This is a genomic window from Streptomyces sp. YIM 121038 (genome assembly GCF_006088715.1).
Taxonomy (GTDB): domain Bacteria; phylum Actinomycetota; class Actinomycetes; order Streptomycetales; family Streptomycetaceae; genus Streptomyces.
The window spans coordinates 7,539,313-7,553,341 of the sequence record NZ_CP030771.1; the positions used below are offsets into that span (position 1 = coordinate 7,539,313).

The following is a 14,029-nucleotide window of genomic DNA, read 5'->3' on the forward strand; positions in this document are numbered from 1 at the left end:
ACACCCTGGGGAGCTGGGCATGAGCGTCACGAGTCGGTACCGGGAGGCGTGGGAGGGCTTCTGGAGCGAGGCACCCGAGGACGAGGGTGCCGTCTTCTGGGACGCGGAACCCGCCCTGACCGTGGGCCTCCACCTGGCCCTGTTCGAGCCGCACGTGGCCGCGCCCGGCCTGCCGGTCGTCGACGTCGGCTGCGGCAACGGCACCCAGACCCGCTTCCTCGCCGACCGCTTCCCGCGCGTCCTCGGCCTCGACCTGGCGGCCGCCGCGATCGAACACGCCCGGCGCGCGGACCCCGCGGGACAGGCCGAGTACCGCCAGCTCGACGCGGCGGAGAAGAGCACGGCCGAGCAACTGCACGCGGAACTCGGCGACGTGAACGTGTACGTGCGGGGCGTCCTCCACCAGTGCGAGCCCGCCGACCGCGGGCCCTTGGCCGAGTCCCTCGCGACGCTCATCGGCGAGCGCGGCCGGGTCTTCGTCGTCGAGCTGGCCGAGGCCGCGGGGCCGGTGCTGGCCGGCCTCGCCCGGAGCGCGGACGGCCCGCCGCCCAAGCTGGCACCGATCTTCGCCCATGGGCTCACCCCCGCCGAGGTCGCCGACGCGGAACTCCTCGACCACGTCCACGCGGCGCGCCTGACCATCCTCGCCAGCGGGGAAATCCCCCTGACCACGACCGAATTCACCTCCGACGGCACCCGCATCGAGCTGCCGTCCACCTGGCTGGTTGCGGGCCGCACCGACCTTTCCACAGGCACCAGTGGTCTGAACCAGTGAGACTTATCCACAGGCCTGGCACGGGGTCGGCGCGACCGCGTACGGTTTCGAGGCATGAAGATCCTCATCAGCGCCGACATGGAGGGCGCCACAGGTGTGACCTGGCCGGCTGACGTGCTGCCGGGTACGCCGCAGTGGGAGCGGTGCCGGTCGATGTTCACCTCGGACGTGAACGCGGCGGTGCTCGGCTTCTTCGACGGCGGCGCCGACGAGGTGCTCGTCAACGAGGCGCACTGGACCATGCGCAACCTCCTGCTCGAAGAGCTGGACGAGCGCGCGCAGATGCTCACCGGCCGCCACAAGGCGCTCTCCATGGTCGAGGGCGTGCAGCACGGCGGCAGCCAGGCCGTCGATGGCATCGCCTTCATCGGCTACCACGCGGGCGCAGGCATGGAGGGCGTCCTCGCGCACACCTATCTCGCCAACCAGATCACCGGTGTGTGGATCAACGGCGTCCGCGCCAGCGAAGGCCTGCTGAACGCGCACGTGGTGGCCGAGTTCGGCGTCCCCGTGGTGCTCGTCACCGGCGACGACCTGGCCTGTGAGGACGCCCTCGGCTATGCGCCCGGCGCGCTGAAGGTCGCCGTCAAGGACCACGTGTCGCGGTACGCGGCGGTGTGCCGCACCCCCGCCCGCACGGCCGCCGACATCCGCGCCGCCGCGAAGGAGGCGGCGGCGCTCGCCGTGCGGCACGAGCCGGTGGTGGGCGGCCCGTTCACCGTGGAGGTCGAGTTCGACGCCGAGCACCTGTCGATGGCCGCGACGGTGGTTCCCGGGGTCCGGCGCGTGGCGGAGCGGAAGGTCGCGTACACGAGCGAGACCATGTACGAAGGCATTCGCACGTTCAAGGCGGTCACCACGATCGCCTCCGCCGCGGTGGAGGAACAGTATGGCTGAGCAGGTGGACTCATCGGCACTGGACGAGGTCGTCCGGTTCACCTCCGATCTCATCCGCATCGACACCACCAACAGTGGGGACGGCGAGTGCCGCGAGCGCCCCGCCGCGGAGTACGCCGCGGCACTGCTCGCCGAGACCGGCCTGGAGCCCACGCTCCTGGAACGCACCCCCGGCCGGACGAACGTGGTCGCCCGCATCGAGGGCACGGACCCGGGCGCCGACGCCCTGCTGGTCCACGGCCACCTCGACGTCGTGCCCGCCGAGGCCGCCGACTGGAGCGTGCCCCCGTTCTCCGGCGAGATCCGCGACGGCGTCGTGTGGGGCCGGGGCGCCATCGACATGAAGAACATGGACGCGATGATCCTGGCCGTGGTGCGCGGCTGGGCGCGCGCCGGAGTGCGGCCCCGGCGCGACATCGTGATCGCGTTCACCGCCGACGAGGAGGCCAGCGCCCGCGACGGCTCCGGCTTCCTCGCCGACGAGCACCCCGGGCTCTTCGAGGGCTGCACCGAGGGGATCAGCGAGTCCGGCGCGTTCACCTTCCACGACGGGCGGGGCAATCAGCTGTATCCGATCGCCGCGGGGGAGCGCGGGACCGGCTGGCTCAAGCTCACCGCGCGCGGCACCGCGGGCCACGGCTCCAAGGTCAACAAGGAGAACGCGGTCAGCAGGCTCGCCGCCGCCATCCACCGCATCGGGGAGTACCGCTGGCCGGTGCGGCTGACCCCCACCGTGCGGGCGGCCCTGGTGGAGCTGGCCGGGATCTACGGCCTGGAGGCCGACCCGGACGCCCCGGGCTTCGACGTCGACGCCTTCATTGAGAAGCTCGGCCCGACCGCGGCCCTGGTCGAGCCCACGGTCCGCAACAGCGCCAACCCCACGATGCTCCGCTCCGGTTACAAGGTGAACGTGGTCCCGGGCGAGGCGACCGCCTATGTGGACGGCAGATTCGTGCCCGGCGGCGAGGAAGAGTTCCGCACCACCCTTGACCGGCTCACGGGACCGGACGTCGACTGGGAGTTCCACCACCGGGAGGTGGCGCTGCAGGCGCCGGTGGACACGCCCACGTTCGCCAAGATGCGCGCGGCCGTGGCCGAGTTCGCCCCCGAGGGCCGCGTCATGCCGTACTGCATGTCGGGCGGCACGGACGCCAAGCAGTTCTCGCGGCTCGGCATCCGGGGCTACGGCTTCTCGCCCCTGCGGACGCCGGAAGGCTTCGACTACCAGGCGCTCTTCCACGGAGTGGACGAACGGGTGCCGGTCGAGGCACTGCACTTCGGCACGCGGGTACTGGACCGGTATCTGCGGACGGCCTGACCGGCCGACGGCCCGCTCGGCGGGCCGATGGGCCGATGGACCACGTGACGGACCAATGGGGGAACGGACTATGGGGGAGATGATCGACATGGCGCAGACCAAGCCGTACGGCTCGTGGCGGTCCCCGATCGACGCCGGGCTCGCCGCGGCGCACGACGGCCGCCCCGCCTTCGCGGGCTTCGTCGGCGGCGAGGCGTGGTGGACGGAGCCGCGCCCGCTGGAGGGCGGTCGGCGCGCGCTGCTGCGCCGCCGCCCCGACGGCCACGAGGAGTCGGTGCTGCCCGCCCCGTGGAACGTCCGCAGCCGGGTCATGGAGTACGGCGGCCTGCCCTGGACCGGCGTCGAGCGCCCCGGGGATCCGCGCGGCCCGCTCATCGTGTTCGCGCACTTCGCCGACCAGCGCCTGTACGCCTACGAGCCGGACGCCCCCGGCGCGGAACCAAGACCCCTGACCCCGGTGTCGGACGTGGGCGGCGGGCTGCGCTGGGCGGACCCGCGGATCCACCTCGACCGGGGCGAGGCGTGGTGCGTCCTGGAGGAGTTCACCGGCGAGGGGCAGACCGACGTGCGGCGCGTGCTCGCCGCCGTGCCCCTGGACGGCTCGGCCGCGGGGGACCGGGCCGCGGTGCGGGAGCTGTCCGACGGACGCCACCGGTTCGTCACCGGGCCGCGCCTGGCACCGGACGGCACGCACGTCGCCTGGCTCGCCTGGGACCACCCCCGGATGCCCTGGGACGGCACGGAGCTGATGGTCGCCGAGGTCGCCGCGGACGGCACCTTCGCCGCCGCGCGCCGGTTCGCGGGCGGACCGCAGGAGTCGATCGCGCAGGCCGAGTGGGCGCCGGACGGACGGCTGCTGTTCGCGAGCGACCGCACGGGCTGGTGGAATCTGTACCGCGCTCCGCTCGACGGCGCCCCCGTCGCGCTGTGCCCGCGCGAGGAGGAGTTCGGCGGACCGCTGTGGCAGCTCGGCCTCAGCTGGTTCGCGCCGCTGGACAGCGGTCTGATCGCCGTCGTGCACGGCACGGGTGCGACCGCGCTCGGCGTGCTCGACCCGGAGACCGGCGAGGTCGTCGACGCGGCCGGGCCCTGGACGGAGTGGTCGGCCTCCGTCGCCGTCAGCGGCACCCGTGTCATCGGCGTCGCCGCGAGCCCGCGCAGCGCCTACGAGGTGGTGGAGCTGGACAACCGCACCGGCCGCGCCCGCGTCATCGGCGCGCCGCACGACGACCCGGTGGACCCCACGTACTACCCCGAGCCGCAGATCCGCACCTTCCTCGGGCCCGACGGCCGGGAGATCCACGCGCACGTGTACCCGCCGCACCACCCGGGTCATCTCGCGCCCGACGACGAGCTGCCGCCGTACGTGGTGTGGGCGCACGGGGGGCCCACCTCGCGCGCCCCGCTCGTCCTGGACCTGGTGATCGCGTACTTCACCTCGCGCGGCATCGGCGTCGCCGAGGTCAACTACGGCGGTTCCACGGGCTACGGCCGGGAGTACCGCAACCGCCTGCGCGAGCAGTGGGGCGTCGTCGACGTCGAGGACTGCGCCGCCGTCGCGCTCGCGCTCGCCGACGAGGGCACCGCTGACCGCGCGCGCCTCGCGATCCGCGGCGGCAGCGCGGGCGGCTGGACCACGGCGAGCTCCCTGACGACGACGGACGTGTACGCCTGCGGCACGATCATCTACCCCGTCCTCGACCTCACCTCCTGGAGCGACGGGGAGACCCACGACTTCGAGTCGCGCTATCTGGACACGCTCATCGGCCCGCCCGACGAGGTGCCCGGCCGGTACGAGGAGCGCTCGCCCACGCGCCACGCCGACCGGGTCACCGCGCCGTTCCTGCTGCTCCAGGGCCTGGACGACGTGATCTGTCCGCCCGCGCAGTGCGAGCGGTTCCTGGCGCGGATGGAGGGGCGCGGGGTGCCGCACGCGTACCTCGCCTTCGAGGGCGAGGGGCACGGCTTCCGGCGGGCCGACACCATGGTCCGGGCCCTGGAGGCCGAGCTGTCGCTGTACGCGCAGGTGTTCCGGATCGACCCGGCGGGCGGTCTGCCGACGCTGGAGCTGTCCAAGTGAGCGCGGCGGTCCAGCCGCTGACGCGGCCCGCGCGGCTCGCGCCCGGTGCCCGGGTCGCGGTCGTCGCGCCCAGCGGGCCCGTCCCCGAGGACCGGCTCGCGGCCGGTCTTGACGTCCTGCGCGGCTGGGACCTGGAGCCCGTGGCCGCCGCCCACGCCCGGGACACGCACCCGCGGTTCGACTATCTCGCGGGCACGGACGAGGACCGCGCGCGGGACCTCCAGAGAGCCTGGTGCGACCCGTCGGTGGCGGCGGTGCTCTGCGCGCGTGGCGGGTACGGGGCGGCGCGGATGGTCGACCTCCTCGACTGGGACGCGATGCGGGCGGCCGGGCCCAAGGTGTTCCTCGGGTTCAGTGACATCACCACGCTGCACGAGGCGTTCGCGAGCCGTCTGGGGCTCGTGACGCTGCACGGCCCGATGGTGGCGGCCGCCGACTTCCTGAAGAACGCGCGGGCCCAGGAGCACCTGCGGGCCACGCTGTTCGAGCCGGAGTCCGTGCGGGAGATCGCCTCCGCGGGCCGGCCGCTGGTGGGCGGGCGGGCCCGGGGGGTGACGCTCGGCGGCTGTCTGTCGCTGCTCGCGGCGGACGTGGGCACGGCGGGGGCCCGGGCCGGGGCGCGCGGCGGGCTGCTGTTCCTGGAGGACATCGGCGAGGAGGCGTACCGCATCGACCGCTGTCTGACGCAGCTGACGCGGGCGGGCTGGCTCGACGGCGTGGCCGGGGTGGCGCTCGGGTCGTGGGTGGACTGCGAGCCGTACGAGCGGCTGCGGCCGCTGTTCGCCGAGCGCCTGGAGGGGCTGGGGGTGCCGGTCGTGGAGGAGTTCGGGTTCGGGCACTGTGACGGGGCGCTGACGGTGCCGTTCGGGATACCGGGGCACCTGGACGCGGACGCGGGGACGCTGACGCTGGACATACCCGCGCTCGCCTAGGGCGCGTGTGCTGTCACGTGTGGCGCACGGCCCGTCCGCTGAATCTCCGTCAAGAATCCAGTGCCACGGGCGTTGCCCCCGCATGACGCGTGCCTCAGCAGGAGCGCGGACCGGTGTCTGCCGGGCGGTGGTCGCCACGCCCACACCGTGGAGGCCCTCTTGTTCCGCCTGTCTCAGTTCCGCCATGCCGTGTCGCCGTTCCGCACGGCCCCGCCGCGTCCCGGCGCCGCGTCCGCCGGGGGCGGCCCGGCGAGAGCGAGGACGCCGCTCGCGCTGGTCGCCGCCACCGCGCTCGCCGCGCCCCTGCTCGTCGCCGTGCCCGCGCCCGCGTCCGGCGCGGGGGAGCGGGGCGGCCGGTTCACCGTCACCCCGCTCACGTTCACGGTGCGGGCGGGGGAGCGGCGCTGCGCCGTCGACGCCGATCTGTACCGCCCGCGCGGGGTGGACCGGGCGCATCCCGCGCCCGCCGTGCTCGCCACCCACGGCTTCGGCGGCAGCAAGTCCGACGGCGCCACGGCCGCCATCGGCAGGGCCATGGCCGAGCGCGGCTACGTCGGCCTCGTCTACTCCGGGCTCGGCTTCGGCAAGTCCGGCTGTCCGATCTCGCTCGACGACCCCGGGATCGACGGCCGGGCCGCCTCGGGGCTCGTGGACTTCCTCGCCGGTGAGCGGGCCGCCGACGACGGCACCAGGGCCGACTACGTCGTCGCGGACGCCGCGGGCGACCCGCGCGTCGGCATGGTCGGCGCGTCGTACGGCGGCGCGATCCAGCTCGCCACGGCGGCCGACGACCACCGCGTGGACGCGCTCGTCCCGCTCATCACCTGGCACGACCTCGGCTACTCCCTCAACCCGAACAACGCCGTCGAGGGGACGGCCGCGGGCCGCGAGGTGCCCGGCGCCGTCAAGTGGCAGTGGATGAACGGCTTCTACCTCATGGGCGAGGGCCAGCCCCTCGTCGCGCCGAACCTCGACCCGTCCCGGATCAACTCCCTGGACTGTCTGCACTTCGTCACCCGCGCCTGCGAGCTCATCCGCACGCTCAACTCCGGCCGCTACCCGGACGGCAGGACGCGGCGGCTCCTGGCGTACGCCCGCAGCGTGTCACCGGCGTCGTACCTGCACCGGGTCGAGGCACCGACGCTGCTCGTGCAGGGCCAGGCCGACACGCTGTTCAACCTGAACGAGGCGGAGGCGACGTACCGCGCGCTCAAGGACCGCGGCACCACGGCGAAGATGATCTGGCAGTCCTGGGGGCACAGCGGCGGCATGGGCGGCCCCGCCCCGGGCGAGCTCGACCTGGGCAAGGGCGACCTGGAGTCGACGTACGTCGGCCGTCGCGTCCTGGCGTGGTTCGACCGCTATCTGCGCCACGACGAGAGCGCCGACACCGGGCCCGACTTCGCCTACTACCGCGACTGGATCAAGGACCCGGGCCGCACCTACGCCACCGCGTCGCACGTCCCGGAGCCCGGGCGGGAGCTGTACCTCTCCGGGGACGGCAGGCTCGTCGGCGACCGCGCGCGGGTGACGCCCGGCAGCCGGACGTACCGCAACCGGCCGCTGCCCACCAGCCACTCGGAGAGCTCGGCCGCCAGGATGGCGGGCCTGCCCGACCTCGCGCCGTACGACACCAAGGGCACCTACCTCGGCTGGACCACCGAGCCCCTGCGGCGGTCCGTCGACGTGGTGGGGGCGCCCGAGGCGACGCTGAGGGTGGCATCGCCCCGCGCCGAGCGGGCGCAGGGCTCCGCCGACGCCGCCGACAAGCTGGTGCTGTTCGCGAAGCTGTACGACGTGGCGCCGGACGGCGCGCAGACGCTGGTGCACCGCCTGGTGGCGCCGGTGCGGGTGCCGGACGTGCGCGAGACGTTCACGGTCCGCCTTCCGGGCATCGTGCACCGGTACGAACGGGGGCACCGGCTGCGGTTCGTGATCGCGGCCAGCGACGGCGCGTACGGCGGGAACCGCGGGGTGAAGCCGGTGACGGTGACCAGCGCGCCCGGCGACACGGGGGTGCTGCGGCTGCCCGTGGTCCAGGGCACGTCCGGCGGGCCGGGCAAGGCCTAGGGCCTGTCCGGCGGGCCGGGCGCGGCGTCCCGTCGGACAGGCCCTGGCCGTCGTCACCCGTTCGGCCCACGGGCCCCACCCGCCCGCGTCATCTGCCGTGCGCCCGTCGCCGCCGCTGCCCATCCTGACGGGACGGGCAGCGGCCGGCGCTGCGACGGATTACGGAAGGGTCCCGCCATGAGCAGTTCCACGGGCGGCTCCAAGAGTCCCTCGAAGGGCGGCGTGGCCGGGCTGATGACGCCCGGCAGGATCACCGTCGCCGTCATCGCCCTGCTCACCCTCGTCTTCATCTTCGAGAACACCCGCAGCACCAAGATCCGGCTGCTGATCCCCGAAGTGACCATGCCGCTGTGGATGGCGCTGTTCGGCACGGCGGTGATCGGGGCCGTGTGCGGGGCCTACTTCGTCCGCCGCCGCAAGTGATCCGCCGCCGCAAGTGAGCGGGCCGTCCCGGTAACGTGGGGCGGATGCGCCAGCCGAGCCGCCGCCACCTCGCCGAAGGCCCCCGCACGGGCATACGCCCCTTCACCGCCGCGGACGGGGCCGAGTTCACGGCACGGGCGCGGGAGAGCCAGGAGCTGCACCGGCCCTGGCTGTTCCCGCCCACCACCGAGGAGGCCTACGCGGCGTACGCGCGCACGCTCGTCGAGGACCCGGCCAGGGCCGGGTTCCTCGTCTGCGAGCGGGAGTCGGGCGCGCTCGCCGGGTTCATCAACATCAACAACATCGTCCGGGGCGGCTTCCGCTGCGGGGCGCTCGGCTACGGCGTGTTCGCGCACGCCGCCGGGCGCGGCCTGATGCGGGAGGCGCTCGGGCTCGTCGTGGACCGCGCGTTCGGCGAGCTGCGCCTGCACCGTCTGGAGATCAACGTGCAGCCGGGCAACGGCGCGTCGATCGCGCTCGCCCGCCGTCTGGGCTTCCGTCTTGAGGGCTTCTCGCCGGACTTCCTGTTCATCGACGGGGCGTGGCGCGACCACCAGCGGTGGGCCCTGACCGCCGGGATGCGGGCCGCGGCAACCGGCGGCCGCCCGGCCGCCACCGGGCCCCGCGAGGAGTGACGGCGGCCACGGACGCGGCCATTGAAGGCGGTGGCCCGCGTCCCGGAGGATGGACCGCATGCGGAACATCGTGGTCATCGACGCCCCCTCCAACCTGGGTCTGCGCCCGCCCGCGCCGGGCACCGTGCCCGGCTGCTACAAACTCGCCGGGGCGCTGCGCGAGCGCGGCATCGTGCGCCGCCTCGGCGCCCTGGAGGGCGGCGTCGTCGTACCGCCGCGCTACGACCGGGGCGACTGGCAGGAGGGCGACGGCGTGTTCAACGCGGCGGCCATCGCCGCGTACACGCCCCGGCTCGCGGACCGCATCGAGCGCCATCTGCGCGCAGGTGAGCTGCCCGTCGTCCTCGGCGGCGACTGCTCCATCCAGCTCGGCGCGTCCCTCGCGCTGCGCCGCACGGGGCGCTACGGCCTCGCCGCGCTCGACGCCTCCGCCGACTTCCGGCACCCGGGCAACTCCGACCGGATCGGCGCGGCGGGGGGCGAGGAGCTGGCGCTCGCCACCGGGCGCGGCCAGGACGACCTCACCGACCTCGAAGGCCTGCGGCCCTATCTGCGGGACGAGGACGTACGGATCTTCGGCATGCGCGACGGCGACGAGGACCGCGCCGAGCTGGGCGAGCTGAAGATCCCGACCGTGACCGTCGGCGAGCTGCGCCAGTGGGGCGCGGCCGACGTGGCCCGCTCGGCCGTCGTCGCCCTGGAACACACGTCCCTGGACGGCTTCTGGGTGCACCTGGACGCCGATGTGCTCGACCCGTCCGTGATGCCCGCCGTCGACAGCCCCGACGAGGACGGCCTGCACCCCGACGAACTCCTCGCGCTGCTGCGCCCCTTGGTCCGCTCGCCGCGCTGCGTCGGGCTCAACGTCACCATCTACGACCCGGACCTGGACCCCGAGGGCACGGCGGGCGACGTGCTCACCGACGTCGTGGTGGCCGCCTTCGCGCAGCCGTGATCGCTCCCGGCGCCGGCGGAACCGGGCAGGGCCCCTGGTGGGGGCGGCGTTCAGCGTGTTCCATGGTCACCGACCCGATGACCTGAGGAGACCGCCGTGGCGACGACCGTGCGACGCGACGTACTGACCCTGCCCGCCGCCGAGTTGGGGCCGGACAACCCGCTGCCGCCGCTGCGGCTGCCGCGCGAGCCGCACCGGGTCGACGACCGCGCGCGGCAGGGCCTGCCGCGCGACATGGCGCGGCAACTCGGGTACGAGCCGCTGCGCTCGGTCCTTCCCGCGCCGCTGCGCGACGGCTACGGCCGACGGCGCGCGCCCGCCTCGTTCGACGTGCTCGTCCTGGAGAACGAGCGGCTGCGCGCCACCGTCCTGCCCGGCCTCGGCGGCCGCGTGCACTCGCTCGTGCACAAGCCGACCGGGCGGGAACTGCTGTACCGGAACCCGGTGTTCCAGCCCGCGTGCTTCGCGCTGAACGGCGCCTGGTACGCGGGCGGCATCGAGTGGAACATCGGCGCCACCGGGCACACCACGCTGTCCTGCGCGCCGCTGCACGCCGCCGTCGTGACCGCGCCCGACGGCGGTCCGATGCTGCGCCTGTGGGAGTGGGAGCGGCTGCGCGACGTGCCCTTCCAGGTGGACCTGTGGCTGCCGGAGGACTCCGACTTCCTGCACGTGGGCGTGCGGATCCGCAATCCGCACGAGAAGCCCGTGCCCGTCTACTGGTGGTCCAACACCGCCGTGCCCGAGGAGCGCCGGGTGCTCGCGCCCGCCGCCGAGGCCTGGCGCTACGACTACACGCGCGCCCTCGCCCGGGTACCGGTGCCCGAGCCGCACGGCCCGTACGCCGCCGACTACTTCTACGACGTGCCGGACGGCGCGCGCCGCTGGATCGCGGCGCTCGACGCCGACGGGCACGGGCTCGTGCAGACGTCCACGGCCGCGCTGCGCGGGCGCAAGCTGTTCCGGTGGGGCGCGGGCGGCGGCGGCCGGCGCTGGCAGGAGTGGCTGACGGGCCCGGACACCGGCGGGTACGCGGAGATCCAGGCGGGGCTCGCGCGCACGCAGCTGGAGCACGTGCGGCTCGACGCGGAGAGCGAGGTCGCGTGGCTGGAGTCGTACGGTCCGCTGTCGCTCCCCGCGGACGTGGCGCACGGGGACGACTGGGCGGCGGCCCGTGCCGCGGCCGAGGAGCGGCTCGCGGAGGCGCTGCCGCCGTCGGCGGTGGACGCGGCGTACGAGCGGTGGCGGCCGTACGCCGACGACGAGCCGGGGGAGACCCTCGCCGTCGGGTCCGGCTGGGGCGCGCTCGAAGTGCTGCGGGGCGAGTTCAAGCTGCCGGGCACGCCGTTCGACCAGGCCACGCTGGGGCCCGAGCAGGAGCCGTGGCTCGAACTCCTGCGGTCCGGGGCGGTGCCGGAGCCGTCCGGGGCCGGGGCGCCCGGGCCCACGCTCGTCGCCCGGCACTGGCGGGACATGCTGGAGACGGCGCCCGCGCGGCCGCACGCCGAGTACCACCTCGGGGTCGCGCAGTGGCACGCCGGGGACCGGGCGCAGGCGGTGCGCAGCTGGGAGCGCGGGCTCGAACGGGCCGCGGCCGCGGCGCGCTGGCCGCTGCTGCGGTGCCTGGCGGTGGCCGACCTGGAGGCGGGGCACGGGGAGCGGGCCGCGGACCGCTACGCGGAGGCCTTCGCCGGGCTCGGGGAGTCCGAGGCCCTGGGCGCGCTCGGACGTGAGGCGATCGAGGCGCTCCTCGCGGTGGGGCGGGCGGAGGCCGCGCGCGGCGTCTGGGACCGGCTGGGCCCCGCCGTGCGGGGGCTCGGGCGCTTCCGGCTCCTGGAGGTCAGGCTGCTGCTCGCGGAGGGCGACCCGGCCGGGGCGCGGGCGGTGCTCGACGAGGGGTTCGAGGTGGCGGACCTGCGGGAGGGGGACGAGGGGCTGGGGGAGCTGTGGGCGACGGTGGCGCCGGGGGTGCCGGTGCCGCCGTGCTACGACTTCCGCATGACCCCGGCCGCGGAGCCCGGCGGGGCCTGAGCCGTGCGGGGCGGCTGTGGGCCGGGCCCACAGCCGCGCGAGGGGCTACGCGTTGCGGTCGACGTACTCGAAGACCGTGCCGTCCGGGTGCATCGCGATCAGGTTGCGGCCCGCGGGGGTGGGGACGGGGCCCGCGATGATGCGGGCCCCGGAGGCGGTGAGGGTGGCGTGGGCCTCGTCGACGTCCTTCACGGCGATCGTCGCCGTGACCTTGCGGAGGATCTCCAGCTCGTGTTCGGGCCCGCTCATCAGCAGGAAGCACCCGACCGACGCGACGGACACGCCGCCGCGCTCGAACCGCATCGCTGTGCTGCCCGTAAGGCGCTCGTAGAAGGAGACGGACGCCTCCAGGTCGTTCACACAGACACGCAGCACGGTTCCCAGGATTTCCATACGAACGAGCCTAGTTGGCCCGGCCGGGACACGAGATCCATTCGGCGGACCTCGCGCGCGCGGCCCGGGGCGCCCCGGGGCCGGGGCAGGGGCCGTTACGCGCCGCGACCGCGGGGTACCCGGCGGCCATGACTGCATCGGACCATCCACACCGACCTTTCGGCCGTTCCTCGACGAGCGCTCCGGGGCAGAAGGCGACCGGCCTCGCGTCCCCGGAGACGGCGCTGAGCGACGCGCTGGCGCAGGTCGTCCACGAGGCGGTACGCGCGTCCCTGCGGGAGGCGGTACGCACGGAACTGCCGAGCCAACTCGCCGACGCGGCGCGCGAGCAGCGCCGCAGGGCCTCCCTGTACGCGGCGGCCGGAGTCGCCGCGCTGTACGCGGGCGCGGCCGCCGCGCTCACCCTCGGCCTGGCCGTCGCCGTCGGCCTGCCCGGCTGGGCGGCGGGCCTGATCGTCACCGTGCTGCTCGCGGCGGTGGCCGTGGTCCTGCGCAACGCGGCGCGGCCCGGCCGCTCCCGGCCCGGCACGGGCACCCCGGCCCGCGCGGCCGCCGAAACCCCCGCGGCCGCCGTGCCCCCGACCCCGCGCGGCGCCCCGGGCACCGCCGACTTCCCCGCGGTCCCGTCGAGCCCGCCGGACGCCACCGCGCCGCCCGTCGTCCCCGAGTCGCCGAGCGCGAGCCCGCGGTCGCGGTGAGGCTCGGCGACGGCGCGCGTACCGGGCGGGCGGTGCGACCGCTGTCTCGCGCGGACCGCCTACGGCCCGTCCTCGCCCACCGCCCCCGGCAGCCAGCCCGTCGCCCGTAGGACCGCCAGAGCCACCTCGCCCACGGTGCGGCCGTCCGTCGGGACCCGATGGGTGCCGACGGGGACGTGCGCCTCCAAGCGCCGAGCCATGTACGCGCTGCGGCGCAGCTGACGGGCCAGCTCCGAGCCCTGCTCCCGTACCGTCAGGCGCCGCGCGGCCGTCTCGTCCGTCGCCGTGAGCAGGACGCGGGTGAGCCGCGGGGAGCCGAGGGCCTCGGTGAAGATCCACTCCTCGCTGCCGAGCACGGCCGCCGTGTTCGTGTACACGAGCCGACGGCAGCCCAGGGCCGCGTAGTTGGCCCACAGCGCCGCCAGGTTGCGGCTGGTGAGCCGCGAGCGGTCCGGGTCGTCCGGCGGCGCGGGGTGCACCGTGTCCAGTACGTCGCCCTCGATCAGGGCGTGACCGACGTCGGCGGCCCGCAGCCGCGCCGCCACCTCCCAGCCCACGGACGACTTGCCCGCCCCGGAGCGGCCACCGATGAGCAGGACCTCCGGCGGTGCCTCCCGCGCCGGTCGTGCTTCCCGCCCCGACGGCGCCTGCCGCCCCGACGGCGCCTGCCGCCCCGACGGCGCCTGCCGCCGCGACGGCGCTTCCCGCCCCGACCGTGCTTCCCGCTCCGACCGTGCTTGCCTCAGCGCATCCATGACCGCGAGCGTCGCAACGCCGTCCGGCGCCCGCCACCGGATATTCCGTTTCACCGCGGCGGCCACG

13 protein-coding genes are annotated in these 14,029 nt (G+C 75.2%); 11 read left to right on the forward strand and 2 right to left on the reverse strand.

Annotated elements, in window-relative coordinates:
* Positions 1-19: 19 nt before the first annotated feature.
* From C9F11_RS32340 to C9F11_RS32385, 10 genes are all read left to right on the forward strand, one after another.
* A complete protein-coding gene (locus C9F11_RS32340) occupies positions 20-775 on the forward strand; it encodes a class I SAM-dependent methyltransferase (protein ID WP_138962582.1) in 756 nt (251 codons plus the stop codon).
* Positions 776-829: 54 nt separating this feature from the next.
* Positions 830-1,672 (forward strand): M55 family metallopeptidase, encoded by an 843-nt coding sequence (locus C9F11_RS32345; RefSeq protein ID WP_138962583.1) that lies wholly within the window; start codon positions 830-832, stop codon positions 1,670-1,672.
* On the forward strand, positions 1,665-2,990 hold the full coding sequence (locus C9F11_RS32350; protein ID WP_138962584.1) for a M20/M25/M40 family metallo-hydrolase: 1,326 nt from the start codon (positions 1,665-1,667) through the stop codon (positions 2,988-2,990). Before C9F11_RS32345 ends, C9F11_RS32350 begins: the two co-directional genes overlap by 8 nt.
* 70 nt (positions 2,991-3,060) lie before the next feature.
* Positions 3,061-5,070, forward strand: coding sequence for a prolyl oligopeptidase family serine peptidase (locus C9F11_RS32355; protein ID WP_138962585.1), 2,010 nt, complete (start codon positions 3,061-3,063; stop codon positions 5,068-5,070).
* Positions 5,067-6,002: an LD-carboxypeptidase gene (locus tag C9F11_RS32360; RefSeq protein WP_138962586.1), complete on the forward strand. Its 936-nt coding sequence runs from the start codon at positions 5,067-5,069 to the stop codon at positions 6,000-6,002. The genes C9F11_RS32355 and C9F11_RS32360 overlap by 4 nt, the downstream gene beginning before the upstream one ends.
* Before the next feature lie 303 nt (positions 6,003-6,305).
* Complete coding sequence (locus C9F11_RS32365) at positions 6,306-8,072, forward strand: CocE/NonD family hydrolase (protein ID WP_249402252.1); 1,767 nt, start codon at positions 6,306-6,308, stop codon at positions 8,070-8,072.
* Between the two features lie 177 nt (positions 8,073-8,249).
* On the forward strand, positions 8,250-8,495 hold the full coding sequence (locus C9F11_RS32370; RefSeq protein ID WP_138962587.1) for a LapA family protein: 246 nt from the start codon (positions 8,250-8,252) through the stop codon (positions 8,493-8,495).
* A gap of 44 nt (positions 8,496-8,539) precedes the next feature.
* Complete coding sequence (locus tag C9F11_RS32375) at positions 8,540-9,130, forward strand: GNAT family protein (protein WP_138962588.1); 591 nt, start codon at positions 8,540-8,542, stop codon at positions 9,128-9,130.
* Between the two features lie 58 nt (positions 9,131-9,188).
* Complete coding sequence (locus tag C9F11_RS32380) at positions 9,189-10,085, forward strand: arginase family protein (protein ID WP_138962589.1); 897 nt, start codon at positions 9,189-9,191, stop codon at positions 10,083-10,085.
* Positions 10,086-10,181: 96 nt separating this feature from the next.
* A complete protein-coding gene (locus C9F11_RS32385; RefSeq protein ID WP_138962590.1) occupies positions 10,182-12,116 on the forward strand; it encodes a DUF5107 domain-containing protein in 1,935 nt (644 codons plus the stop codon).
* Between the two features lie 45 nt (positions 12,117-12,161).
* Here C9F11_RS32385 and C9F11_RS32390 read toward each other — a convergent pair whose 3' ends face one another.
* Positions 12,162-12,509 carry a VOC family protein gene (locus C9F11_RS32390; RefSeq protein ID WP_138962591.1) on the reverse strand — a complete coding sequence of 116 codons (348 nt, stop codon included), beginning with the start codon at positions 12,507-12,509 and terminating at the stop codon, positions 12,162-12,164.
* 128 nt (positions 12,510-12,637) lie between these two features.
* On the opposite strand from C9F11_RS32390, the gene C9F11_RS32395 reads away from it, so the two are divergent.
* Positions 12,638-13,207, forward strand: a complete 570-nt coding sequence (locus C9F11_RS32395; RefSeq protein ID WP_138962592.1) for a phage holin family protein — start codon at positions 12,638-12,640, stop codon at positions 13,205-13,207.
* A gap of 59 nt (positions 13,208-13,266) precedes the next feature.
* On the opposite strand, the gene C9F11_RS32400 is transcribed toward C9F11_RS32395, so the two are convergent.
* The gene (locus C9F11_RS32400; RefSeq protein WP_138967258.1) at positions 13,267-13,803 is read right to left on the reverse strand and encodes a hypothetical protein; all 537 of its coding nucleotides are present in this window, start codon (positions 13,801-13,803) and stop codon (positions 13,267-13,269) included.
* Positions 13,804-14,029: the final 226 nt, after the last annotated feature.